The 23,497-nt window shown below is 49.6% G+C and carries 27 protein-coding genes; 12 read left to right on the top strand and 15 right to left on the bottom strand.

The annotated features are described in order from the left end of the window. Positions 1-178: 178 nt before the first annotated feature. The 12 genes from acuI (at position 179) to fis (ending at position 11,395) form a co-directional block, all read left to right on the top strand. The gene (gene acuI, locus EO763_RS01405) at positions 179-1,156 is read left to right on the top strand and encodes an acrylyl-CoA reductase (NADPH) (RefSeq protein WP_161527850.1); all 978 of its coding nucleotides are present in this window, start codon (positions 179-181) and stop codon (positions 1,154-1,156) included. Between the two features lie 379 nt (positions 1,157-1,535). Further along, a complete protein-coding gene (gene msrP, locus EO763_RS01400; RefSeq protein ID WP_039507255.1) occupies positions 1,536-2,537 on the top strand; it encodes a protein-methionine-sulfoxide reductase catalytic subunit MsrP in 1,002 nt (333 codons plus the stop codon). Positions 2,538-2,615: 78 nt separating this feature from the next. Continuing rightward, positions 2,616-3,215: a protein-methionine-sulfoxide reductase heme-binding subunit MsrQ gene (gene msrQ, locus EO763_RS01395; protein ID WP_161527849.1), complete on the top strand. Its 600-nt coding sequence runs from the start codon at positions 2,616-2,618 to the stop codon at positions 3,213-3,215. Between the two features lie 254 nt (positions 3,216-3,469). Beyond that, complete coding sequence (aroQ, locus tag EO763_RS01390; RefSeq protein WP_010300311.1) at positions 3,470-3,922, top strand: type II 3-dehydroquinate dehydratase; 453 nt, start codon at positions 3,470-3,472, stop codon at positions 3,920-3,922. Between the two features lie 24 nt (positions 3,923-3,946). Next, positions 3,947-4,414 carry an acetyl-CoA carboxylase biotin carboxyl carrier protein gene (accB, locus tag EO763_RS01385; RefSeq protein ID WP_161527848.1) on the top strand — a complete coding sequence of 156 codons (468 nt, stop codon included), beginning with the start codon at positions 3,947-3,949 and terminating at the stop codon, positions 4,412-4,414. A gap of 11 nt (positions 4,415-4,425) precedes the next feature. Next, positions 4,426-5,769: an acetyl-CoA carboxylase biotin carboxylase subunit gene (accC, locus tag EO763_RS01380; protein WP_039493097.1), complete on the top strand. Its 1,344-nt coding sequence runs from the start codon at positions 4,426-4,428 to the stop codon at positions 5,767-5,769. A gap of 291 nt (positions 5,770-6,060) precedes the next feature. Then, positions 6,061-6,303 carry a YhdT family protein gene (locus EO763_RS01375; protein WP_005975355.1) on the top strand — a complete coding sequence of 81 codons (243 nt, stop codon included), beginning with the start codon at positions 6,061-6,063 and terminating at the stop codon, positions 6,301-6,303. Then, entirely contained in the window at positions 6,293-7,744 is a 1,452-nt protein-coding gene (gene panF, locus EO763_RS01370) for a sodium/pantothenate symporter (RefSeq protein WP_039507251.1), read from the top strand. Before EO763_RS01375 ends, panF begins: the two co-directional genes overlap by 11 nt. A 17-nt stretch (positions 7,745-7,761) precedes the next feature. After that, positions 7,762-8,649, top strand: a complete 888-nt coding sequence (gene prmA, locus EO763_RS01365) for a 50S ribosomal protein L11 methyltransferase (protein ID WP_161527847.1) — start codon at positions 7,762-7,764, stop codon at positions 8,647-8,649. Between the two features lie 368 nt (positions 8,650-9,017). After that, the gene (locus tag EO763_RS01360) at positions 9,018-9,752 is read left to right on the top strand and encodes a carbonic anhydrase (protein WP_161527846.1); all 735 of its coding nucleotides are present in this window, start codon (positions 9,018-9,020) and stop codon (positions 9,750-9,752) included. A gap of 357 nt (positions 9,753-10,109) precedes the next feature. Further along, positions 10,110-11,075, top strand: a complete 966-nt coding sequence (dusB, locus tag EO763_RS01355; RefSeq protein WP_010300275.1) for a tRNA dihydrouridine synthase DusB — start codon at positions 10,110-10,112, stop codon at positions 11,073-11,075. 23 nt (positions 11,076-11,098) lie between these two features. Further along, positions 11,099-11,395, top strand: a complete 297-nt coding sequence (gene fis / locus EO763_RS01350) for a DNA-binding transcriptional regulator Fis (protein WP_005975342.1) — start codon at positions 11,099-11,101, stop codon at positions 11,393-11,395. Between the two features lie 259 nt (positions 11,396-11,654). Here the strand turns inward: fis and EO763_RS01345 are convergent, their stop codons facing one another. The 15 genes from EO763_RS01345 to EO763_RS01280 all read right to left on the bottom strand — a co-directional run bounded on the left by EO763_RS01345 (position 11,655) and on the right by EO763_RS01280 (position 23,494). Next, entirely contained in the window at positions 11,655-12,056 is a 402-nt protein-coding gene (locus EO763_RS01345; RefSeq protein ID WP_161530315.1) for an ASCH domain-containing protein, read from the bottom strand. 68 nt (positions 12,057-12,124) lie between these two features. Then, entirely contained in the window at positions 12,125-12,271 is a 147-nt protein-coding gene (locus tag EO763_RS23225) for a hypothetical protein (RefSeq protein WP_167521821.1), read from the bottom strand. A 49-nt stretch (positions 12,272-12,320) separates the two neighbouring features. Next, positions 12,321-12,827, bottom strand: coding sequence for a hypothetical protein (locus EO763_RS01340; RefSeq protein WP_161527845.1), 507 nt, complete (start codon positions 12,825-12,827; stop codon positions 12,321-12,323). Between the two features lie 12 nt (positions 12,828-12,839). Beyond that, positions 12,840-13,634, bottom strand: a complete 795-nt coding sequence (locus tag EO763_RS01335; protein ID WP_208851975.1) for a hypothetical protein — start codon at positions 13,632-13,634, stop codon at positions 12,840-12,842. Positions 13,635-13,732: 98 nt separating this feature from the next. Beyond that, positions 13,733-14,446 (bottom strand): fimbrial biogenesis chaperone, encoded by a 714-nt coding sequence (locus EO763_RS01330; RefSeq protein WP_161527843.1) that lies wholly within the window; start codon positions 14,444-14,446, stop codon positions 13,733-13,735. Then, entirely contained in the window at positions 14,433-16,946 is a 2,514-nt protein-coding gene (locus tag EO763_RS01325; RefSeq protein ID WP_244322042.1) for a TcfC E-set like domain-containing protein, read from the bottom strand. The genes EO763_RS01330 and EO763_RS01325 overlap by 14 nt, the downstream gene beginning before the upstream one ends. Before the next feature lie 61 nt (positions 16,947-17,007). Then, the gene (locus EO763_RS01320; RefSeq protein ID WP_161527842.1) at positions 17,008-17,523 is read right to left on the bottom strand and encodes a hypothetical protein; all 516 of its coding nucleotides are present in this window, start codon (positions 17,521-17,523) and stop codon (positions 17,008-17,010) included. 41 nt (positions 17,524-17,564) lie between these two features. Continuing rightward, a complete protein-coding gene (locus tag EO763_RS01315; RefSeq protein WP_161527841.1) occupies positions 17,565-18,110 on the bottom strand; it encodes a hypothetical protein in 546 nt (181 codons plus the stop codon). A gap of 303 nt (positions 18,111-18,413) precedes the next feature. Further along, positions 18,414-19,652, bottom strand: coding sequence for a TadE/TadG family type IV pilus assembly protein (locus EO763_RS01310; protein WP_161527840.1), 1,239 nt, complete (start codon positions 19,650-19,652; stop codon positions 18,414-18,416). Further along, positions 19,628-19,984, bottom strand: a complete 357-nt coding sequence (locus EO763_RS01305; RefSeq protein ID WP_226311051.1) for a hypothetical protein — start codon at positions 19,982-19,984, stop codon at positions 19,628-19,630. The genes EO763_RS01310 and EO763_RS01305 overlap by 25 nt, the downstream gene beginning before the upstream one ends. An 8-nt stretch (positions 19,985-19,992) precedes the next feature. Beyond that, a complete protein-coding gene (gene tadF / locus EO763_RS01300) occupies positions 19,993-20,532 on the bottom strand; it encodes a tight adherence pilus pseudopilin TadF (protein ID WP_244322041.1) in 540 nt (179 codons plus the stop codon). A gap of 240 nt (positions 20,533-20,772) precedes the next feature. Next, on the bottom strand, positions 20,773-21,054 hold the full coding sequence (locus EO763_RS23470; protein WP_244322040.1) for a TadE/TadG family type IV pilus assembly protein: 282 nt from the start codon (positions 21,052-21,054) through the stop codon (positions 20,773-20,775). After that, on the bottom strand, positions 21,044-21,787 hold the full coding sequence (locus tag EO763_RS01290) for a tetratricopeptide repeat protein (protein WP_161527838.1): 744 nt from the start codon (positions 21,785-21,787) through the stop codon (positions 21,044-21,046). Before EO763_RS01290 ends, EO763_RS23470 begins: the two co-directional genes overlap by 11 nt. Beyond that, positions 21,774-22,616 (bottom strand): type II secretion system F family protein, encoded by an 843-nt coding sequence (locus tag EO763_RS01285; protein ID WP_161527837.1) that lies wholly within the window; start codon positions 22,614-22,616, stop codon positions 21,774-21,776. Before EO763_RS01285 ends, EO763_RS01290 begins: the two co-directional genes overlap by 14 nt. Beyond that, positions 22,616-23,494: a type II secretion system F family protein gene (locus tag EO763_RS01280; protein ID WP_161527836.1), complete on the bottom strand. Its 879-nt coding sequence runs from the start codon at positions 23,492-23,494 to the stop codon at positions 22,616-22,618. The genes EO763_RS01285 and EO763_RS01280 overlap by 1 nt, the downstream gene beginning before the upstream one ends. Between the last annotated feature and the right edge of the window lie 3 nt (positions 23,495-23,497).

Genomic DNA, 23,497 nt, shown 5'->3' with positions numbered 1-23,497 from the left:
CCCTGCGTCCTATTCCAGATAATTATTATTTCTGCGAGTTTGTTGTTTTTTATCAGTTCGCATAGGCCAGCTACATAGTACCTTCATTAACAACAGTACCTTATTAACAAATAGTACCTGTAATAACTATAGTCGTTAATGACTTCCCCATATTTAATCCTGCTACAGGAGATAGCCCATGCAGGCTTTAGTTCTTGAACAGTCAGACGGACTGACCCACGCTCAGATTCGCGAGATTGACGCAGAGCAGCTTCCCGCCGGGGATGTAACTGTTGATATCAGTTGGTCCGGTATTAACTATAAAGATGCGCTTGCCATTACTGGCAAAGGCAAAATTATTCGTCACTTCCCGATGGTTCCAGGGATCGATTTTGTCGGAACCGTGCGTCATAGCGACAGCGATCGGTTTGCCGTCGGTCAGCCCGTCATCCTGACGGGTTGGGGCGTAGGTGAAAACCACTGGGGCGGCTTGGCACAACAGGCGCGTGTGAAGAGCGATTGGCTGGTCCCTCTGCCCGCGTCGCTGGATGCGCGTAAAGCTATGATTCTTGGCACAGCAGGCTTTACCGCGATGCTGTGCGTGATGGCGCTGGAAGACGGCGGCATCACCCCGGAAAGCGGCGACATCATTGTTACGGGCGCCAGCGGCGGCGTCGGCAGCACGGCAGTCGCCCTGCTTGCAGAGCTAGGCTATCAGGTTACTGCCGTCAGCGGCCGTGCCGACAACACTGATTATCTGAAAAAATTGGGTGCCAAACAGGTGTTGGATCGCAGCGAATTCAGCGGCAGCCCTCGCCCGCTAGAGAAACAACGTTGGGCTGGCGCGGTTGATACCGTCGGCGACAACGTGCTGGCGACGCTGCTGGCGCAGATGGATTACAACGCGACGGTTGCCGCGTGCGGTCTGGCTGGCGGTATTGCTCTGCCAACGACCGTGATGCCATTTATTTTACGCAATGTTCGCCTGCAAGGCGTGGATTCCGTGATGGCACCACTGGCGCGCCGTCAGCAAGCGTGGGAGCGTCTGGCTGCCATCCTGCCTGAGTCGTTCTATCAGCAAGTCACGCAGGAAATCGGGTTGGAAGACGTCCCTGCCGCTGCCGCTGCCCTGCTGGAAAACAAAGTCACTGGCCGTACGCTGGTGAAAATCAGCTAACACTTTTCGTTGACGTATTAATTTGCGGAACGAAAACGGTGATAATGGAATAGAAGAGTAAAGCGTCCGCGACAGGGACAAAGGCGTCAGGAACGCCTTTGAACGTCGCTTGCGACGGCCCTGAAAGGGTGAATCTCAGGGATGAGATTCATATCTGCGCGGCTCGAGCGTACATGGATGTATTCACAGCGTCTTTACGATCTATCCATTATCATCGCCCAACGCATTATCAGTAATCTTGAGCGCTGTTACACCCTGCAAAAAAGTATTTCATCTCTCCTGTCGCAGTTTCTACCGCAAGTCATCTATAACTAAGTGAACGGTAAGCATTAAAAACGCCACTTTGCGTCAACAATAATAATGACTGGCGGGAGTTCACATGCACAAACATCGCAAATTCACGGAAGCCGACGTTACCCCAGAATCCCTCTTCTATCAGCGTCGGCGCGTATTAAAAGCGCTGGGTATTTCCGCTGCGGCGCTCTCACTGCCGTTTTCTGCACAGGCTGACCTGCTGGCCTGGTTTAAAGGCGGCGATAAACCCAAAGCGCCACCGGGTAAACCGCTCACATTTAGCCAACCCGCCGACTGGAAGCTCGATCTGCCGCTCACGCCGGAAGATAAAGTTACGGGCTATAACAACTTCTATGAATTCGGGTTGGACAAAGCCGATCCGGCGGCCAATGCGGGCGGGTTAAAAACCGAAGGCTGGACCGTTAAGATAGACGGTGACGTCGCTAAGCCTCTCACGCTGGATATCGACGATTTACTCAAACGCTTTCCGCTGGAAGAACGGATCTACCGTTTCCGCTGCGTCGAGGCATGGTCGATGGTGATTCCGTGGGTCGGCTTTGAGCTGGCCAAGCTGATTAAATTCGCCGAACCCACCAGCAACGCCCGATACGTGGCGTTTCAGACGCTTTACGACCCAGAGCAGATGCCAGGGCAAAAAGATCGCTTCATGGGCGGCGGGCTGGACTATCCCTATGTAGAAGGGCTACGGATGGATGAAGCCATGAATCCCCTGGCGCTGCTTGCCGTCGGCGTCTACGGCAAGACACTACCGCCGCAGAACGGTGCGCCCATCCGGTTAGTTACACCGTGGAAATACGGCTTCAAGAACATCAAATCCATCGTACATATCCGGCTCACTCGTGAGAAGCCGCCCTGCACGTGGAATCTGGCGGCCCCAGACGAGTATGGCTTCTATGCCAACGTTAACCCGCATGTGGATCATCCCCGCTGGTCGCAGGCGACAGAGCGCGTCATTGGCTCAGGTGGTTTGCTTAACGTTGAACGTCAACCCACGTTGTTGTTCAACGGCTATGCCGATCAGGTCGCCTCGCTGTATCGCGGCCTGAATCTGCGCGACAACTTTTAGCTAATAACACAAAACATCTAACTAATAACACAAAACTTCTCGCTACAGCATCCTGTCAGGATAGGGATCCACATCAGTATGAGACTGACGTTACAACACATTAACGGGCTAAAAGTGCTACTCCATCTGGCTGGTTTTCTGCCGCTGCTGTGGCTGATATTGTCAGTCGACCAAGGGTGGTTCAGCGCGGACCCCGCCAAAGATATCCAGCATTTTACCGGGCGAATGGCACTGAAATTGCTGCTGGCGACGCTGTTGGTCACGCCACTGGCGCGCTACGGTAAACAGCCACTGCTGATTCGTTGCCGACGCCTCCTCGGGCTGTGGTGCTTTTTCTGGGCGACGTTGCATCTGGTGAGCTATGCGCTGCTGGAGTTGGGTCTGGATCATCTGGCGCTGCTGGGGAAAGAACTGATATCCCGACCGTATTTGACGTTGGGAATCATAAGCTGGCTGATTTTGCTGGCGCTGGCGGTGACATCACCACAGATAATGATGCGCAAGTTGGGATCGCACTGGCAAAAACTGCATAATTTCGTCTATTTAGTCGCCATCCTTGCGCCTATCCACTATCTTTGGTCAGTTAAAACGCTCTCCCCACAGCCTATTTTGTATGCGCTCGCGGCGCTGATATTGCTGCTTTTGCGTTATAAAAAATTTCGCCAATGGTGGCGCTAAACGCCGCAGCAATACAGGAAAAGCTGGTTACGGACCGCAGTGAAATTCACGCCTTCTCACGGTCTGGTGCAGGAATATCTCCGCAGATAAGACCAGTATTTAGCTGCGAATTGCCACGATATGGTTATAATGCACGACTTTAATTTCTCGGGCTGGACAATTTGCGTCACGAAAGGTGACAAACGAATAGCTTCGCGCTATTTTGTGCGACACGGTTTTGGCAATCTTGGTCAATCGCGGGAGATAGCAGCACAATGGCAGAAAAGTTTCACATTTTGCTCTTGAACGGTCCAAACCTGAATCTGCTAGGAACCCGAGAGCCCGACAAATACGGTAACACGACGTTAGCAGACATTGTCAGCGAGCTGGAAACACAGGCGCAGGCATTGAACGTGAAGTTTTCCCATCTGCAATCCAATGCGGAACATGTCCTGATCGATACCATCCATCAGGCCAGAGGAAACACAGACTTCATTCTGATTAACCCAGCGGCATTTACCCACACCAGCGTTGCGCTGCGTGATGCCCTGCTGGCGGTCGCGATTCCGTTTATCGAAATTCATCTGTCCAACGTGCACGCACGTGAGCCTTTTCGTCATCACTCCTATCTTTCTGATGTTGCGGTAGGCGTGATATGTGGCCTGGGGGCAGATGGTTATCAGTATGCTTTACAGACGGCGGTAAAACGCCTGTCAACTTCCAATTAAACAAAAGAGTACGGAACCACATCCATGGATATTCGTAAAATCAAAAAACTGATCGAACTGGTTGAAGAGTCCGGCATCGCCGAACTGGAAATTTCTGAAGGTGAAGAATCAGTACGTATCAGTCGTGCCCCAGCAGCGGTTAACTACCCGATGATGCAACAGGCTTACGCTACGCCAATGATGCAGCCACAGCCTGCTCTGGCTGCCGCCGTTGCACCAGCGCCAGTAGACGCTCCTGCCGCACCGGCTGCCATCAGTGGGCACATCGTTCGTTCTCCAATGGTTGGAACCTTCTATCGCACCCCAAGCCCAGATGCTAAAGCGTTCGTGGAAGTGGGTCAGCGCGTCAACGTTGGCGATACCCTGTGCATCGTCGAAGCCATGAAAATGATGAACCAGATCGAAGCCGACAAAGCGGGCGTGGTTAAAGCCATTCTGCTCGAAAGCGGTCAGCCGGTCGAATTTGACGAGCCACTGGTTGTCATCGAATAACGAGGCTTATCATGCTAGATAAAATCGTTATCGCTAACCGCGGAGAGATCGCGCTGCGTATTTTGCGTGCCTGTAAAGAGCTGGGCATCAAAACCGTCGCCGTTCACTCCAGTGCGGATCGCGATTTGAAACACGTATTGCTGGCGGACGAAACCGTGTGTATCGGCCCGGCTCCGTCAACAAAAAGCTATCTGAACATCCCTGCGATTATTTCCGCTGCGGAAATCACGGGTGCCGTCGCGATTCACCCTGGCTACGGTTTCCTGTCCGAAAATGCGGATTTTGCCGAGCAGGTTGAACGCTCCGGCTTTATCTTCATCGGCCCACGCGCAGAAACCATTCGCCTGATGGGCGACAAAGTGTCTGCCATCACCGCAATGAAAAAAGCGGGTGTTCCGACCGTACCAGGCTCTGATGGCCCTCTGACCGACGACATGGACGCTAACCGTGTTCATGCAAAACGCATCGGCTATCCGGTCATCATCAAAGCCTCTGGCGGCGGCGGCGGTCGTGGTATGCGCGTCGTGCGCAGCGACAAAGAGCTGGAACAGTCCATCAACATGACCCGTGCGGAAGCCAAAGCGGCTTTCAACAACGACATGGTCTACATGGAAAAATATCTGGAAAACCCACGTCACGTGGAAATTCAGATTCTGGCTGATGGTCAGGGCCACGCCGTCTATCTGGCCGAGCGTGACTGTTCCATGCAGCGTCGCCACCAGAAAGTAGTGGAAGAAGCGCCAGCACCGGGCATTACGGACGAACTGCGTCGTAATATCGGCGAACGCTGCGCCAAAGCCTGTATCGATATCAACTATCGTGGTGCGGGTACGTTCGAGTTCCTGTACGAAAACGGTGAGTTCTACTTCATTGAAATGAACACCCGTATTCAGGTGGAGCATCCAGTTACCGAGATGATTACCGGTGTGGATCTGATCAAAGAGCAGTTGCGCATTGCTGCTGGTCAACCGCTGTCCATCAAGCAGAAAGACGTCAAGGTTCGCGGCCATGCGGTAGAATGCCGTATCAACGCGGAAGACCCGAACACGTTCCTGCCAAGCCCGGGTAAAATCACGCGTTTCCACGCGCCGGGCGGCTTTGGTGTTCGTTGGGAATCGCATATTTACGCCGGTTATACCGTACCGCCGTATTACGATTCCATGATCGGCAAGCTGATCACCTACGGCGAAACCCGCGAAATCGCGATTTCCCGTATGAAGAACGCGCTGGCTGAACTGATCATCGATGGCATCAAAACCAACATCGAACTTCAGATGAAAATCATGAGCGACGAAAACTTCCAGAGAGGTGGCACTAACATCCACTATCTGGAAAAGAAACTCGGCTTGCAGTAAACACTGCACGATTTCAGTCGTGACAATCTCAAAGGTCGGTGAAAGCCGACCTTTTCTTTTTCTGTGAATTCTTACTAGTCAATTGGCCCACATGCCGTAAAATTCGCGCTTTCGTCATCACGACGTTCATAACGATATCTATACCCTAAATAATTCGAGTTGCAGGACAAAACGTTAACGTTTTGAACAACGCAAAGCGTTGACCCGTCGGGGCGAGTATTTAAGAGCAGCCAACAAACCGGCAGCTTGAAGTATAACGGGTAAATGCTCCCATTTACGGTGGAGAAGAACATGGATACACGCTTTCCTCAGGCGCACAAAGAGGCCCGCTGGGCTTTCGGCCTGACGCTGGTTTATTTAGTGGCCTGGGCGCTTGCTGCCTATTTGCCAGACAACACACAAGGGATAACCGGCCTTCCGCACTGGTTTGAGATGGCCTGCCTGCTGCTGCCGCTCGTGTTTACGCTGCTGTGCTGGCTGATGGTGCGCGTCATTTTCCGCGATATCTCACTGGAGAGTGACGATGCAAATTGAAATTTTATTGCCGCTGATTGGCTACCTGCTGCTGGTTTTCGGGCTGTCGGTCTATGCGTACCGTCGCCGTCAGGCGGGTAACTTTCTTAACGAGTATTTCCTCGGCGGCCGCTCAATGGGTGGGTTTGTTCTGGCGATGACGCTCATCGGCACTTACGTTAGCGCCAGCTCGTTTATCGGCGGGCCGGGTGCGGCGTATAAATACGGGCTGGGCTGGGTGCTGCTGTCGATGATCCAGCTTCCCACCATGCTGCTGTCGCTCGGGATTCTGGGGAAAAAGTTCGCCATTTTGGCGCGGCGCTACAACGCCATCACGTTGAACGACATGCTGTACGCTCGCTACAACAGCCCGCTGCTGGTCTGGTTCGCCAGCATCAGCCTGCTGGTCGCGTTTATCGGTGCCATGGCCGTGCAGTTCATCGGCGGCGCGCGTCTGCTGGAAACCGCAGCGAACATCCCTTATGACATCGGCCTGCTGATTTTCGGCGTCACCATCGCGCTGTACACCACGTTTGGCGGCTTCCGCGCCAGCGTGCTTAATGATGCGATGCAGGGCATCGTTATGTTGATCGGCACCGTCATCCTGCTGGTCGGCGTGATCTATGCCGCCGGCGGTTTACACAGCGCAGTCGATAAACTGCAACAAATCGACCCGATGCTGGTATCGCCACAGGGCAGCAACGGTATTCTGTCGATGCCGTTTATGGCCTCATTCTGGGTGCTGGTCTGCTTCGGCGTCATCGGCTTGCCGAACACCGCCGTGCGCTGCATCTCTTATCGCGACAGCAAAGCGCTGCACCGTGGCATTATCATCGGCACCATCGTCATCGGCATCCTGATGCTCGGCATGCACTTGGCCGGTGCGCTGGGCCGCGCCGTGATGCCAAACCTGACGATTCCCGATCAGGTTTTACCAGCGCTGATGGTCACCGTATTACCGCCGCTGGCCGCAGGGATCTTTCTCGCTGCGCCAATGGCCGCTATCATGTCCAACATTAATGCGCATTTGCTTCAAGCCTCCGCCACGATCATCAAAGATCTCTATCTCAGCGTGCGCCCGCAGCAGATCCATAACGAACGCCGCATCAAGATCCTGTCCAGCATGACCACCCTGCTGTTGGGCCTACTGGTGCTGCTGGCCTCCTTACGGCCACCAGATATGATCATCTGGCTGAATCTGCTGGCGTTTGGCGGGCTGGAAGCGGTGTTCCTGTGGCCGCTGGTGCTGGGCCTGTATTGGGAACGCGCGAATGCCGCGGGTGCGCTTAGCGCCATGTTCACTGGCGCAATTTGCTATACCTTACTGGCCAGCTTCAATCTTCAACTGGCTGGATATCACCCGATTGTGCCATCGCTGTTACTCAGCCTGATGGCGTTTATTATTGGCAACCGCTTTGGTCATAACCCACCAGCGCCGGTTGCCGCTTCATCTTCACTTTAAATGTAATAGAGACTGCTATGCCGTGGATTCAACTGAAAATAAACACCTCAGGAAATGTTGCAGAACAACTGGGTGACGCCATGATAGAAAGCGGTGCGGTATCCGTTACGTTTCAGGATACGCACGATACCCCCGTGTTTGAGCCACTGCCGGGCGAGACCCGCCTGTGGGGCGATACTGACGCGATTGCGCTGTACGATGCCGAAACCGATATGAACGCGGTTATCGCGATGCTGGAGCAAGAGCCGCTGCTGGGCGTGGGTTTTAAACACAAGATCGAGCAGTTGGAAGACAAAGACTGGGAACGCGAGTGGATGGATAACTTCCACCCGATGCAGTTCGGCAAACGTCTGTGGATTTGCCCGAGCTGGCGTGAAATTCCTGACCCGAACGCCGTCAACGTGATGCTCGACCCCGGTCTGGCGTTCGGCACTGGCACCCACCCAACAACCGCACTGTGCCTGCAATGGCTCGACGGGCTGGATCTGGAAGGGAAAACCATCATCGATTTTGGCTGTGGTTCCGGCATTCTGGCGATTGCCGCCCTGAAACTGGGTGCAGCACGCGCTATCGGGATTGATATCGATCCGCAGGCGATTCAGGCCAGCCGCGACAACGCACAGCGCAACGGCGTCTCCGAGCGTCTGGAGCTTTATCTGCCGAAAGACCAGCCTGCTGACCTGTCTGCCGATGTCGTCGTCGCCAACATCCTTGCTGGCCCGCTGCGCGAACTGGCACCGCTGATTAGCGATTTACCTAAAGCAGGCGGTCACCTCGGCCTGTCCGGTGTACTGGCTACGCAGGCCGATGGCGTCGCAGAAGCCTACGCAGACAAGTTCACGCTTGATCCGGTGGCAGAACGCGAAGAGTGGTGCCGCATTACCGGTCAACGCCGCGCATCGTAATAACATTATCCCGCGAGTCCCGCCCACCGTATGTGCAACGGTGGGCACCTTTCTTCTTGCTATATCTCACGATTGATCCCCATAAACAGGCGTATTATGCCCTAAATAATTCGAGTTTCAGGACAAAAACGGCAAGGCGTTTTTGAACAGCGCTTGCGCTGACCCCGAAGGGGTGAGGCCATAGGGCCGAATAACGCGGCAAGCGAGGGAATCCGATGAGCTTACTCAAGTAAGTGATTCGGGTGAGTAAGCGCAGCCAACGCACATGAAACTTGAAGTATGACGGGCAGATGCAGTCCGGCAAGCGACTGGACGTCACTGCGCCCAGCGCTCAACGATGCCATATCATTATTTTCAAGGGATGAAAAATGAAAGGTAAACTCTCTATCGTATTGATGCTATCCGCCTGCTCTTCCGCCTTGGCGGCCGAGCCGGTGCACTGGGGCTACGAAGGCAACGGCGATCCCGCACACTGGGGAAAGCTGTCTCCAGACTTCTCGCTATGTGAAACGGGTAAAAACCAATCTCCCATCAATATCCGCCAGGCACTGAACGCTCAACACGCCCCCTTACAGCTGGCTTTCCAGCCTGGGACACAGCAAATTATCAACAACGGGCATACCGTTCAGGTTAACGTTGGCCCGGGGAATACGCTGGTATTGGATAACGAGACATTCACCTTGCAGCAGTTTCACTTTCACGCACCGAGTGAAAATGAAATTGATGGTAAACAGTTCCCGCTGGAAGGCCATTTTGTCTATAAAAACGCAAGCGGTGCGCTCACCGTTATCGCGCTGATGTTTCAGGAAGGAGAAAGCAATCAGCCGTTAGCCATGACATGGCAGCAGATTCCGGCTCAGGTTAATCAGGCACAGGACGTGCGCACGCCGATAGCAATTCAGGCCCTGTTACCGATGTCATTAAACTACTATCGGTTTAGTGGGTCGCTCACCACGCCACCGTGTTCGGAAGGCATTCGCTGGCTCGTGCTGGATCATCCCGTCACCGCCTCCGCTGAACAAATAAACCAGTTCCGCTCGGTCATGCATCACGCCAATAATCGCCCCACACAGCCGCTTAATGGCCGAATCATCATCCATTAAGCCACTCCGCGAGGCTGGTCAGACGGTCTGTCGGCCAGCCTCGGGTAAATCGGTACCCTTTTTTGCCGCATTAACCAACGTATTTCACTGATAACGCATTGATAGCCTGCTGTATCTCCACTAAAAATGACCGCGCGTGCAGATAAAATTCTGTAAACAGATGATTATTTCCCAGAACAAAAAATCGACACAAAAATATAACTAGCTGTTAAATATGAATAATATTTTTATACGTCTTTATGAAGTGCATTTTCATTGATCGATAGCCATAAATTGGTCAAAGTTTGGCCTTTCATCTGGCGTAAAAAATGCGTAATATACGCGCCCTTGCAGGCACAGTATGGTCAATTTTTGTCTATGCACATTGGACAATTTCAGCTTAGTAATCGCTTGATAGCAGCCCCAATGGCTGGTATTAGCGATCGCCCATTTAGAGCACTCTGTCATGCGATGGGCGCTGGAATGACCGTGTCTGAAATGCTTTCTTCTAACCCAGAAGTGTGGCGTTCAGACAAGTCGCGTTTGCGAATGGTACATAGCGATGAACCGGGTATCAGAGCCGTGCAGATTGCCGGTTGTGACCCCGATGAGATGGCGGCGGCAGCGAGAATCAACGCTGATTCCGGCGCGCAGATCATTGACATCAATATGGGCTGTCCGGCGAAGAAGGTGAACCGCAAGATGGCAGGATCTGCGTTATTGCAGTATCCGGATTTGGTAAAACAGATCCTCTCTACGGTAGTGAAAGCGGTAGACGTACCGGTAACACTGAAGATCCGAACCGGTTGGGCACCAGAGCACCGCAACTGTGTAGAAATTGCCAAATTGGCTGAAGACTGTGGGATTCAGGCGTTAACCATTCACGGACGCACACGTGCGTGTCTGTTCAATGGTTTCGCCGAATACGACAGCATTCGGGCAGTTAAGCAGGCCGTTTCCATTCCTATTATTGCGAATGGCGACATTACAGACCCGCATAAAGCCAGAGCGGTTCTTGACTACACTGGGGCTGACGCCCTGATGATAGGACGAGCCGCTCAGGGAAGACCCTGGATCTTTCGGGAAATCCAGCATTATCTGGACACTGGGGAGTTGCTGGCACCAATGCCGTTGGCAGAGGTCAAGCGCTTGTTGATCGAGCACATACGGGAATTGCACGACTTTTATGGTCCAGGCAAGGGATTTCGTATCGCTCGTAAGCACGTATCCTGGTATCTCCAGGAGCATGCCCCAAACGACCAGTTTAGGCGCACATTCAACGCCATTGAGGATGCCAGCGAGCAGCTGGAGGCGTTGAAGGCATATTTTGAAAATCTTGCGTAAACAGAAAAAGAGCTGACAGAACTATGTTCGAACAACGCGTGAATTCTGACGTACTGACCGTTTCCACTGTAAACTCTCAGGCTCAGGTAACCCAAAAACCCCTGCGCGACTCGGTTAAACAGGCACTGAAGAACTATTTTGCTCAATTGAACGGTCAGGATGTAAGTGACCTGTATGAGCTGGTACTGGCTGAAGTTGAACAGCCACTGTTGGACATGGTGATGCAATACACCCGCGGTAACCAAACCCGCGCCGCCCTGATGATGGGCATCAACCGCGGTACTCTGCGTAAGAAATTGAAAAAATACGGCATGAACTGATACTAATCAGTTAAGCATTTGAAAAAAGGCGCTTTACCTTTCTGGTTAAGCGCCTTTTTCTTTGTTGTCTATTTAGGCAGTAGCCTGAGCGGTAACATGCAAGTATCCCTGTAGAACAAACAATCCGCTTTTAGAGTTCTTACAGAAAACTAACCAATTCCAACGAAGGGGATCACTAGGTCAAACGCATGGTACATCCGCAAAATTCAGCCGCCCCGACGACAAAAAGCCGTCGGATTGAGCATCAACCAATCCAGAATCACAGCACCTCAATCAGCTCGAACTCTTCAAACACTAGCAGCATATCCGGGGCGAAGGTGCCTTCTCGTTCGAAAAACGCCTGATGCGCTTGCTGCCAGAAAGCCAGGCTTTTGTCTCCCTCACCTTCTTTCGCTGCCATCTCCGCCGTCACATCACAGTAGCGCACCAGCGTTAACGAGCGTGTCCGAATTACGCAGGAAGGTTGTCCGGCACCATCCAGAACAATGTTGTAATCACCGACCTGCGGCGTTTCCTCGTTTTTGAATGCGTGATACGAGCTACAGGTTGCCGCTTTATGCCCTTCACGCACCCGTTGCAGCAGTTCATTCGCCAGTTCGGGGCTGTCGCCAAATGACCAGCGCAGCGCGTCTGGGTATTTTTCTAATCCTTTTTTGCTCATCATCTTCCTCGGTTTATACGGCTATCATTGCTCTCTTTTATTACGCAATCATAGCCTTAAAGCGACCATCAAGTAATATCCACTTCCACCCAAAGCGCGGCATGGTCGGACGCGGCAATGTCCCATGATGTCACTTCGGGTAACGGCATCACCGGTTCAGCGCCTTCTTTGGCAGCAATAGACTTTTTCTGGCAAAAACGCTGGCGATTGCTCACCAGCGTTTTTTACCTCTCCCTCGCCGACTAAACCGTCGATTTCTCACCACTATACTGATGGCGTCACAATAACCTCATAAGTCCCTCGGTATGTGCCCAGTGGGTAAGTTTCAGTACGGCTGCTGGAAGCAAAATGCACCCTAACGCCTTTTGACGGATCGTCAATATCCTGCAAGGTTTTATACACTTTCTGGTTATTGAGAGGGTAGTTGGCGGCCACATGTGTGCCATCTACCCGTATCCAGGCGGTGTTGAGCTTCATGATGTCATTATGTTCTGAGATTATCCCGCCGGCGGCAGGCTCACGCAGCGACAGAGACACTGAACTTGCATTACCAACAAACTGAAACACGGGTGTAGCACTTTCCATAAAGCCATTTTTATCTGCCAGTTTGAGGGTGATAACACTATTCGTGACATCTTTACCTTCCACAAAAACGCGCACGCTAGTACTAACATCGGCCTCCACATCAATAGAGGTCTTCACTGTCTCAGCCAGCGGAGTGGCGCTAATTAACATCAGCACCAGTGCTGTTGGCAGGTATCGATATTTCATGTTTATACTCCTTTAACTTTTCGGCGTAATCACTGCCGTAACCGTGTCCAACAAGCGCTCGCCAGCGTCGATACCGCGAGTATCCCTCCCTAGCAAGGAAAATTGCACATTCAGCACGTCTGATGTCATCTCTCCTGCGGGGATCTGCCCATGATACGCACTGCTCGGCCCGACCTCTTTGCCACCGACACTGATGCGATAGGGAATGAACTCCCCATTTGAGGATGTGCGCAAGCGGTACTGGTAATCTTTCTTTTGTGATGATTCAAACGTCAGCGCATAGGGAATGACCGAATTCCCGGCTTGCCGCGTTTTACTGATACGCAGTTTTGTCGCAGCATTGACATCGTGAATATCACCGACCATTCCCAGCCTGATATCCGGTTTTTCAAAAGACGCCGTCAGGGTCGGTAACTGGGCTTTTAGTACGCTTAAGTCAAGGTAAAGCGAATAGACATCCGTGCCCTCGCCCTCAGAACGAAAGCTCACACTGCCAATTTGCTGACGCAAACCATCACCAATTTTGCCCCACCAGTCGACACTGCGCATCGCTGCATTGTTTTCCACCCTGACGGAGACGCGCCTCGGTTGCTCCGGTCCGTCCAACAGCACGGATTCTCCGCACGACAATCGGCTTCCCTCTTGCGCAAAAGCGAACGTCAACTGCAATGATTCCAACGCGAGCGCACTCCCTGCGCAATGTCCCCCGCCACCGGGCATCGCCTGTACCGTTAACGATTTTCCCGCCTTTTGCATAAAGGTGAATACCCCTTTTTCACCTGCGCTGGCAGTGCCTTCCGTAAGCATTATCAAAGAACCATCAGGCTGGGGCTGCATCACCAAAGCCCCATCAGCCAATGCCAGCGAAGGTAAAAGCGCCAAGATTAAACATTGAATTCGCATCATCACTCCTTATGCTGGCACTGTTCATAGACTTGTAATTTTTTGTTCAGCTCGAACGTCAACGTATTATTGACTGTCAGCGTACGGCTATTACCTGGATAGACATTAAACTGGGATGGGTATTTCTTCCCATCCACCACCAGATTACGCAGTTCACTGCGCACATTACCGGTAGCCGTCAGCGCCCACTGCTGGCGATTGCAACTCACTGTAATCGCTTGACGATGCTCCCCCGTGGGCAGGTAGCGTACTAATACGTCATAACCAATGGCGAAACGAACCTTACCTTTATCCAGTTCCTGCTCTGGATAGCTGGGACGAACGCGCAGACGATAAACCTCTTCTTTTTCAACGGGTTTTAGCGGCATAATTCGTACTTTACGCTCTTCACCAAAGGGAACGACCAAGCGAGTCGGAGAAAAAACCAGATGAGGGTCGGGTAAACCCAGCACCTTTACCCGCTGTTCTTCCCCATCCCCAGGGTTGGGCACATGAAAAAGTTCCAGGGTGACAAATTCATACGCCTGCTTACTGGCATCATTTTCCTCTACAGAATCCTTGGCCTTGTGCATGGATTTCACGATGATGTAATTATCACGCGGCGTCTCCTCACGGATCTCTTTCACCACAGGAAAGACTTCTATTGCCTGTGCGCCGTTCAGCGCAGCCAACCCAATCAAACTTAACGATAATGTTGCCCATTTACTGAACTTCACAATTAACCTCACGAATCTGCATAATGCCCTGAGTCACCCTGACGTTTTGTTCCAGCAATGGACAAACGTAGTTCTGACCCTCTTTTTTAACGGTTAACGATGTCAGCCGTTCGTCAGTTTTCAGGGAGAAATCCCCAACAAACAGCCCTTCTTCATCAGATAGCGAATTCCCCCCAACGACTCTGGCATTGGTGAGCGGCTGTCCATTCACGTAAAGCCGTCCCGTCACTGTCTGATTGCGAGTGGCGGAAACATCGACGCGATAGACTTGGCCAGGCATTGCCCAGGTGGATGGCGCTTTCACATCCAAGTTGTAGAATGTATTGGTTTTACCGGTGAATAACTGCTCAACGTTAGGATCTATCTTCTGATAAGAATCAATAGCGAGAACGGTTTTCTTCCCGCCCTTCACAACGACCGATTGCATATTACGGTTACGTGTCTCGAAGAAATCGCCTTCCGGCAATGCCGTCGCGTCGATGATTAATGCAGAAGAGGTATCCCCTTGGCTCCACGCGATATCACCATCACCGGCGACAAAGCCACCACGTTGGGAGAGGTAATACTGTTGGTAACTGTCTTTGCCAAATGAACGGGAGATGCCCGCAGCGCTATGGCCCAGGCGGTTGTTCATCGTGACCCCTAGGTTGCCACTGCTTTCACCGATGGAATCACTATTGACGCCTGCATTCAGGGAGTATTTACCGCCCTTATCAAAATTCGGGTTATCGAGATTCAGAGCGTAGTTAGCGCCGTAAAGGTTGTTACCGCCACTATTGAGACGAGAGCGTAGATATAGGGATTGATAGTGGTTATAACTCCGTTCACGCATACCAAGCGAAAACTGGGCAAAGACGCGATCTTCACTGTTGACTCTGCGCGGCTGGTGGTGAGTAACAGTGTTAACACCACGGTAATAGCCGAGATCGACCCGTAGATTCATGTTCTCCAACAGCCCAAAATCACGGCTCAGATTAACGTCCCAGGTTTCAAAGGTATTTTTATTCTGACGCCCATACTCCTGATAGAGCGTATTCATGCCATAGCTCATGCCCAGTCCAATGTTCCAGGGCAAAAAGGTACTGGCACTGAATTGCAGGTAGTTATAGTCGTAGGTGGGTACAATACCGAAGCGGCGAAAATCCTGCCTATCACCACGAAAACGGTTTTCCCTGTAGCTCAGGTTCAGCCCAAGCTGAGAGAAATTTTTTGAGATACCGGCCTGATAACCGGAGCTACCATTGGCGCTGTATATGCCGTCAAGGTAGAGCCGCTCGGCAATCCAGGAATTAATAGGGATATCAACACTGGTATTGGCGTAATGCTGATAGCCATCCATCAGCCATCCTCCACCCAAAGTCAGCGCCGACTCCGTGGTATAGCCCAGCGTTGTACTGACGAAATGGTTATTACTGACGTCCTGTTTCCAGGCACTGCAATGGTCGCAGTTTTTTGAGCTATAACGGCTATAAAATTTACCTCTATAGGCGTCGTAACGTCCCCCTTGTATCAGGAACTCCACATCCCCCGAACGAAACATCCCATTACGTTTGAAAAACGGCTGTACTTTTTCTTCTCGGACGCCATTAGCCAGCCGAGAAACCATCACCACATTGTAGCCCCCACTCGGCCAACTGCGAGTATCCAGATATTGCAGGCCTGCGGGGAACTGCTGTATGTCGATAAGACGCCCGTTGCGATAAACTTCGACCGTGCCAGCCTGCGATAAATAGAGACTGACTGGAGATGCAGCACCGGAGCCGGAATCAAGGTAATTGTCCGACAGATACCCCAACGCAACACCATCAAAGCTGATGGAATTAAAAAAGCTGAACGCCATTGAAGGCGTACTGGATGTGAAGTTATCACTTATCCGCTGGCGTCCCGCTTTATACCGAAGATCCCGACTTTCCAAATACAACGCCAGCTCATCCAGACTAAAATCAATATCTTTGGTGTAACTCCAAGAGCTCTTTACATAACTATTACCCGTCAGGTTGAGTGTTTCATTCGCTGAAACGCTAAGACTGTCACCCCAAGAGTCTGAAAGGTAATTAACATTATGGTTATGGACAAAGCCGGCATGGCTACGATGCGGTATATAGACCTTGTCATACGTTTTTTTGCTCGATGTAAAGTAGGAGTCGGGAAAGACTAACCTCAATGTGCTGTTAGCCTCATCAAGTTCGACAGCGATGTGATCGCCTACAGTCCCCTGTCGATTGATACGCTTTAACGGTGCAGAGAGTTTCTTGAGTAATACATCCGACGTGAAAATCAGCGGTGGCATATCAACAGCAGTAATTTTCTCAACGAGAATACCTGGCGAGGCCAATAAAACCTCATTTCTGTCATACTCAACGGAAAGTGATGTAATAGAGAGATCGTTATAAATAACGTCAACAATACTGTTATTTCTGGCATCAAAAATATCTTCAAATCCAACCGGAACCTGTACCGAATTTGATGCATTCGATGTTGAAATACCCGCAGCGACCATGACACCACATATAACTATGCTGATTGTTATATTTTTATTCATCATTTCCTGCTCATATTTATCAAATCACTGGAGTTACCATCAATGTGAACGTATTGGCATACGTTCCTTGGCTATAATGATCAATCGAATGTTCTGAAGAAAACCGAACCTTGACGCCATTAGTCTGATTTCCATCTGTGACACTCTTCAGCACCGGAACTATTAATTTTTTATTGACTGCGCTATCGGTTCCATTAAAAGAAAACGAACCTTGCAGATTGATACTTTTCCCGTCACCGCTAACCGGCATCAACTCAAAAACATTATCAAAAAAAACAATCTCCGCTTTATCCACATTCCCTACGACATAGAAATACCCTGATTCTTTCGTGAATTTTTTCGACAAGCCATCCACTTCTAGCGGGAATGGCAATATTTCACCCGTGACAGGTTTATTCTTGTAATAGAGTGTTACTTTGGCACTAGATTCCGCAGAAATCTCAAGAGAAAGATGAGAATTAGTTAGGCTAAATGCAAGCTGACTCCATAATAGAAGCACTGCACCAACTGCAGATGAATAATTATGATATCTCATAAAATAATTAGGGGTAATCTTTCGATTACCCCTCCTTAATATTAAACCTTAGCGGCTACGTTAGCGTATACCACTCCAGTGTACTTCCCAGTACCTAATTTTTCATATTCGCCATCAGAAACGAATTTAAATACGATCGGCAATTCTGCATGGTTTGCACTTACTGCTTTCAAGGAAAATTCTTTCGATTCACCAGAATTGACATAATTCTGCGCACCAGCTTCCGTGATGGTGTTAATTTGATAGGTTAATGAGCTCAGGGTGTTTCCATCAGTACCATATAGCGTAAACTTGCTGCCATTTGCACTCTGGCTGTCGTCCAGCGTTAATGAGACCTTGAGATTACTCACATTATTATTCCATAGTTTTAATGGAATAGTTTGTGCTTCCATCTTCCCTGATGGTGCTGGTTCTAAAACAACATCTAATTCAGTCACCGGGCGACCACTTGGATCGGTTAGTCTGGCAGAGTCAGGGACATTAGCACTCACGTTGAATTTAGTATCGTAATTCCCCGGAGTTGCTGCAAACGCGGCTGATGAAGCTAACAATCCAGCCATGGCGGTCATCAAGAGTTTAGTTTTCATATAGCATTCAATCCTTATGTTCTCATGTATTTGCAGAAACAGACTGATACGTCTGTATTATTACGGCATCGTGAAAAACGATACCCACTGAACCGCCAATTTTTATTACTACGTACGTAACTACTACCGTGACTACGGTAATAACGCAGTTAAATAAACATCGACAACTCACGAACAAAATAATAGGTGCGATAAGAAATTAATTCCTTAGATCCATCTTATTTATTCTCAAAAAAACAAACCTTTTTCTTAATGATAAAAAAATAAGGTAAAAGAAAAAATCTAAAGATGAAAATTAATCATTCAATCTTTCAGGATATTACGCCCCACCTCCTCAAAAACAGCCCGTCGTAAATAGACTTCCAGCTGGTGTACATTATGCGAAAGATAAAAATTATTTTTTCCAACACACGTAGCCCAATCATACGTAGGATTATATTTGATGCCGACAAACGCAATTTTCCCCACATGATCATCAGTAGTCAGTACCCTACGTATTTTTTCACACATTCCAGCCTGCATCAGCTTAGGGGTTATCAATACATCCTTCGGCTCATCAGTACCATCAGAGACGACAACTAAGACTTTTCGAGATGCAGTTCCGTTCGCCAAATAAGGTACAGCAGCCAAGACCCCATTGCTGACCAGCGTGAAACCACTGGCTTCCATCCCTTGAATCTGGCGAATATCTTCCATATTGGAAGTCAGCGGAACACGCCAGCTTCTGCTTTCCTTTAAACAAGCGCTACCACTGACGTTACTGAGTGGGAGGTTAATATCCTTAACTTGCCGGGGTATCGCTGCTACCGTTGCAGGAAAATTAATATACTTTTCAAAGTCGGTTGTTGGGCCATCAGCCAGTATAGACTTCGGCATCGGACGGTGAGTCACTAATGGGAAATCACAATTCCCTCCTTTTTTGGCTCCCCATCCAAATGGAACAAAACCGACCTTATTATTGATATTGTCCTGAAACAGTTCTCTAGAGAGCGTTAAAATAATCCGTTTAAGTTCGCCCAGTTTGGTTCCTGCATCGAATGGACCATTCATTGATCCAGAAAAATCTGTTACGAAAACAACATCCATATTAGAACGATGTTTCCGTGCGGCTCCATTACCACCAATCACGACTTGCTTATCAAAACTGGGAAATAGCAATGAAGAGAACCACGAGTCTTGTAGAGTTTGCCCACTCACTCGGTATTCAACGTACTGATTACCCTTGCTGAATCCCCCTTTTACCACGACTGTCGGGGTAAAAACCGCCACATCATGTCGCATATAGGCACGGAAGTAATTGCTGGATAAGGTGTAGTTGCGCTCTGCTCCCTCACCGTTATCTTCCGCAGTTAACGCCAGCGCAGCCTGTTCCATTGCATCTGAAAGCCGCGCCCGCTCAGTGATATAACGCGGCCCATCTATCGCAAAAGCGGCTATCCCCAGTAACATCCCCGCCATCATCACGAAACTGACAGCAAATGCGCCACGCTCATCGAGGTAAAAACGTCGCCCCTCCATTAACAATTTTGAATACAAAGACATAGTTGCTCCTTTATCTTCACGCTCATTCTCAGTGTCTCCTTGCCATCGGCCAAACAGATCAAAAACGGCAGCGCTTCTGGACGGTAACGCGCCGTCCCCAATCCTTGACGATCGGGGATATAGGTAAGCTCGCCGGAAAAATTTACTTCACGTGGGTTAATATCAAAGACCTCAACGGCAAGACGTTCACGCAGCGTCGGGCTGTAAAACAACATCTGATTTATCGTATTCACCAGTTGGCTCTGCGCTGGCTGAGAAGAGTCTATAAACATCACCGCTTTCTCCTGCGCGGCCAATCCCCCTGACATGAATAGCAAGATCAGACATGGCATCCTCATGATCACCTCACCATTACAATAGCGAACGAAGACATGACCGGTTCCTCACCTAGCCCTGCGGTTAGTCGGGTAAACCAGCTGATGGTCGGCAAGCATACGGATACCTGATAAAGTGGAACCCAGCGGCCATAGCTCCCCCTTGGAGACAGATAAGTGAGCTGATTCAACGGTTGAGGTGCCTGGCACTCTCCCCCGCTGCCAGCCTGCCAGGTGCGATATAGCTTCACGGTTTGAGAAGTATCAGTCAGACTATCAGGCTGATTGAAATGCACTTCTTCTACCCTCACTCGGAGCTTGGACAGATCGGCATCCGTGTGCATATCACGCAACATTCTGACCGCCAATTGCAGCGACTGCTCAATATCCCTTTGTTCAAGCTTTTCGCGCTCATCAAAAAGCTGGTTCCTCTCACGCAGTACCCCCGCTACCGAGTAAGACACGCGATCCAATTTACCAACCATGGCCTGTCTCATCACGAGGTCTGATATAAAAAAAATCATGAAAATCAGAGCAATAGATATAATAACAAACTCAATCGCCACGGCACCTCGTCGATCACCAAGAAAATTTGCTACGTTCAAATTCCTGAACAAAGATCACCTCACGATTCATTAAGCTATCGGCCCAGAAATGGGGAAAAGGGAAAAACATGGGTTGGTAACGGTAGGACAACTGATAACGCGCCAGCGGCTGGTTTCTCGTGCTGCTCCCCCCCCCCGTCCTGACCATGTCATCGATTGACTTGGCATAGCCGAGATTGATGGATACGGCATCTTTGTGTGTTAAAAATCCCCATAAAGAGCCCCCCGATCCATAAGGCGTTTTTCAAATCGGCTACGGTATCCGCCATCCAGGTTTTCTGGCGCGTTTTTGGCATCTTTCGCCGCTTCAGAAACGGCCAAATCGATAACCGATGAGACATAGGCAAGCCGGGCACATTCGATCATAAACAGCACCATAATAATGAACACCATCACCGTCAGCGCAAATTCGATGGTCGCAATACCACGGCAGTCCTTAATCAGAGACAAACGCAGCACTTTGCTTTTCCACTTAGCTAGCATTAACTCCTCCTTTACTCAGCGTTATCCCCGCTAGGGCATCAATCAGCTCATCCGGGTTACGGGAAAGGTTTTCATTTTCAATAATGGTACGCGCATAGCGGCGATCGCCGACTTTCACCAAAGAAACCACCAAATTACGCAGCATTTTCTCTGCTTTCCTGCCACGCAAATATTGCGGCAACAGCAGACCTACTGAATCCTGATAACGTCCGTCCATCATCGCGATCATCGCCAAATTATTGAGTGCAACATCATCCTCGATAAACAACGCACGTGATTTATCAATAGCCTGCTGACCCTCATTTAATTTTCCTGACAGCGCTAACGCCACGCCGCGCAGGTTATAGGCTTCAGCACTCTGCGGAGTGTTCTGCAACATTTTATCCGTCACTCGCACCGCCGGGCCGTAGTCGCCCAGCGCGATCATATTTTTCGCCTGTAACATATATACTTTCATATCCGGCTTTGCGTTCAGCGCCTGTAAATAATACAGTGATGATTTATAGTCACCGGCTAAATAATAATAATTTGATAATTTTAATCTAGTGTCATAGTTATCATTAACTTTCATCCAATTTCTATAAAGATTAATGAGCCCGTTATAATTCTTAGTCTTTAATAAAATATCTTCTTGAGAAACAACTTTATCGCTACTTTTCGGTGTACTCATCACACACCCAGAAAGAAGAAAAGCGCTTATAACCAGAGAAACTATCTTTTTAGAATATTGCATTTTTCATAATCCTTAAAATACCAGGTGCAGCAATAAGTATGGTGATTGGAAACATGATGAAAATAATTAAGGGCACGCTCATTTTCGCCGAGAGACTCCCTATTTTTTCTTCAGATTCTAGAAGTTGCAGATCGCGAATGTCTTTCGATAAATCGATAAGGCCCTCATAAAGTGAAGTACCATAATGCACACTTTGCTGGAGTGCAGAGCAAAACATTCGCATCTCGGTCATATCCATGGCTCTATACAGTTCTAACAGCGCTTCCTCTAGTCCACTTACCTCCGCACGTTTTATTAAGTGACGCATCAAAGAAGACAGATTTTCGTCTAGATCACCAGAGCGTTCGGAAACAAACTTAATTGCACTCTCAACAGTCATACCCGCCTGAACACACACCGCAGTCAGATCAACGAAATAAGGTAATGCATCTAATATCCGCTTCACTTTCGTCTTTACCATTGAGCCGATTAACATCGCTGGCATCACAATAACCAAAATAAGAATCAACATCATAATCATTGCTAGGCCCTGGCTTCCCACAGGCAATATGCCAAGTTGCTGGGTAACAAATAGCAGAACTCCGCTCCCTCCCCATAGGCGTAATTTAATCGTTAGGCTATCTTCTATTCTCTGCAAAAATATCATTAATGAGCTGTTATCAATAATAATGCGACGGTAATCTAATATCGGTTGTACGCCTTGTTTATTTCCGACATCCTCCGTTTCAACGGAATTACGTCTTTTCGCAAAAGTCCAGTACCTGAATAACGCAACAGAAAATATAAAAGTCCCAGTCAGCAGCAAAAAACCATATAACGTGGCATTCATTACACAGCCCTCTTGACGAGAATAAAAATAATGATCATACCAATAACTTCACTGCCGATGACGTAATACAAAATCAAACGCCCCACAGGATCGTTGATAATAAAATCGAAATTCTCTGGGCTTAAATATTTCATACTGAGCAAAAAAAACAGAGGGATAGCCGCCACAATTTTGGCTGACATACGTGCTTCGGAGGTCATTGCCGCCTTACGTCGTGCCATATTCTTGCTGTTAGTAATAATGCGAGACAAACGTCCGATCAAGACGCGCATCTGGCCGCCTCGCTGCAAACTCACCAGCATGACAACCACGAAAAAATAAAACTCACGATAGCGGTAGTCCAACCAGGCATCCCTGAATACCCGTTCCGGTTCCTCCCCCAAATTCAGGCGCCGATCAATACGATTAAACGTCTCTCCCAATTCGCCTTCAACCGACTGACCACAGCGGTGCAGGGCCTGATGAACACTATTCCCAGCCGAGATGGATGCATTAATTACAGCCAGCACTTCTGGAAAGCGATCATCAAAGTAACGACGATGCAATGACCGACCGATATAGATCTGCGCACAAAATACGCATAGCAACAGAGCTGGGAAAAATAGCACCATATCTATATCTAAAAAGTTGGCATTAAGTAGCAATAGCCCCACGATAAAAATCATCGCCGCAATCGCCCCTTTGATTCCCTTCCAGGTTCCATTGCCTAAGGCGTATCGCCGCCATTCAATCCACAATGGGTTAACATATTTCCGCCACAACGAAGAACTGGCATTCACCTCCTCATACGCCACAGTCAGAGAACCAGACAGTTTTTTCAGACGAAAATAATTAATAAGCAGCAGGGCTAACCCGAGTATCAGGATAAAGTAATCCATGCG

It is taken from the genome of Pectobacterium odoriferum, assembly GCF_009931295.1.
In the GTDB taxonomy this organism is placed as follows: domain Bacteria; phylum Pseudomonadota; class Gammaproteobacteria; order Enterobacterales; family Enterobacteriaceae; genus Pectobacterium; species Pectobacterium odoriferum.
Note: the sequence above shows the minus strand (reverse complement) of the source record. Positions and strands in the feature narration are given on the sequence as shown.

Bases quoted from the DNA above. Each gene is read 5' to 3' on its own strand.
- acuI (WP_161527850.1), top strand. From the start codon at position 179: ATGCAGGCTTTAGTTCTTGAACAGTCAGACGGACTGACCCACGCTCAG.
- msrP (WP_039507255.1), top strand. From the start codon at position 1,536: ATGCACAAACATCGCAAATTCACGGAAGCCGACGTTACCCCAGAATCC.
- msrQ (WP_161527849.1), top strand. From the start codon at position 2,616: ATGAGACTGACGTTACAACACATTAACGGGCTAAAAGTGCTACTCCAT.
- aroQ (WP_010300311.1), top strand. From the start codon at position 3,470: ATGGCAGAAAAGTTTCACATTTTGCTCTTGAACGGTCCAAACCTGAAT.
- accB (WP_161527848.1), top strand. From the start codon at position 3,947: ATGGATATTCGTAAAATCAAAAAACTGATCGAACTGGTTGAAGAGTCC.
- accC (WP_039493097.1), top strand. From the start codon at position 4,426: ATGCTAGATAAAATCGTTATCGCTAACCGCGGAGAGATCGCGCTGCGT.
- EO763_RS01375 (WP_005975355.1), top strand. From the start codon at position 6,061: ATGGATACACGCTTTCCTCAGGCGCACAAAGAGGCCCGCTGGGCTTTC.
- panF (WP_039507251.1), top strand. From the start codon at position 6,293: ATGCAAATTGAAATTTTATTGCCGCTGATTGGCTACCTGCTGCTGGTT.
- prmA (WP_161527847.1), top strand. From the start codon at position 7,762: ATGCCGTGGATTCAACTGAAAATAAACACCTCAGGAAATGTTGCAGAA.
- EO763_RS01360 (WP_161527846.1), top strand. From the start codon at position 9,018: ATGAAAGGTAAACTCTCTATCGTATTGATGCTATCCGCCTGCTCTTCC.
- dusB (WP_010300275.1), top strand. From the start codon at position 10,110: ATGCACATTGGACAATTTCAGCTTAGTAATCGCTTGATAGCAGCCCCA.
- fis (WP_005975342.1), top strand. From the start codon at position 11,099: ATGTTCGAACAACGCGTGAATTCTGACGTACTGACCGTTTCCACTGTA.
- EO763_RS01345 (WP_161530315.1), bottom strand. From the start codon at position 12,056: ATGAGCAAAAAAGGATTAGAAAAATACCCAGACGCGCTGCGCTGGTCA.
- EO763_RS01340 (WP_161527845.1), bottom strand. From the start codon at position 12,827: ATGAAATATCGATACCTGCCAACAGCACTGGTGCTGATGTTAATTAGC.
- EO763_RS01335 (WP_208851975.1), bottom strand. From the start codon at position 13,634: ATGCTTACGGAAGGCACTGCCAGCGCAGGTGAAAAAGGGGTATTCACC.
- EO763_RS01325 (WP_244322042.1), bottom strand. From the start codon at position 16,946: ATGGTCGCTGCGGGTATTTCAACATCGAATGCATCAAATTCGGTACAG.
- EO763_RS01320 (WP_161527842.1), bottom strand. From the start codon at position 17,523: ATGAGATATCATAATTATTCATCTGCAGTTGGTGCAGTGCTTCTATTA.
- EO763_RS01315 (WP_161527841.1), bottom strand. From the start codon at position 18,110: ATGAAAACTAAACTCTTGATGACCGCCATGGCTGGATTGTTAGCTTCA.
- EO763_RS01310 (WP_161527840.1), bottom strand. From the start codon at position 19,652: ATGTCTTTGTATTCAAAATTGTTAATGGAGGGGCGACGTTTTTACCTC.
- EO763_RS01305 (WP_226311051.1), bottom strand. From the start codon at position 19,984: ATGCCATGTCTGATCTTGCTATTCATGTCAGGGGGATTGGCCGCGCAG.
- EO763_RS23470 (WP_244322040.1), bottom strand. From the start codon at position 21,054: ATGCTAGCTAAGTGGAAAAGCAAAGTGCTGCGTTTGTCTCTGATTAAG.
- EO763_RS01290 (WP_161527838.1), bottom strand. From the start codon at position 21,787: ATGCAATATTCTAAAAAGATAGTTTCTCTGGTTATAAGCGCTTTTCTT.
- EO763_RS01285 (WP_161527837.1), bottom strand. From the start codon at position 22,616: ATGAATGCCACGTTATATGGTTTTTTGCTGCTGACTGGGACTTTTATA.
- EO763_RS01280 (WP_161527836.1), bottom strand. From the start codon at position 23,494: ATGGATTACTTTATCCTGATACTCGGGTTAGCCCTGCTGCTTATTAAT.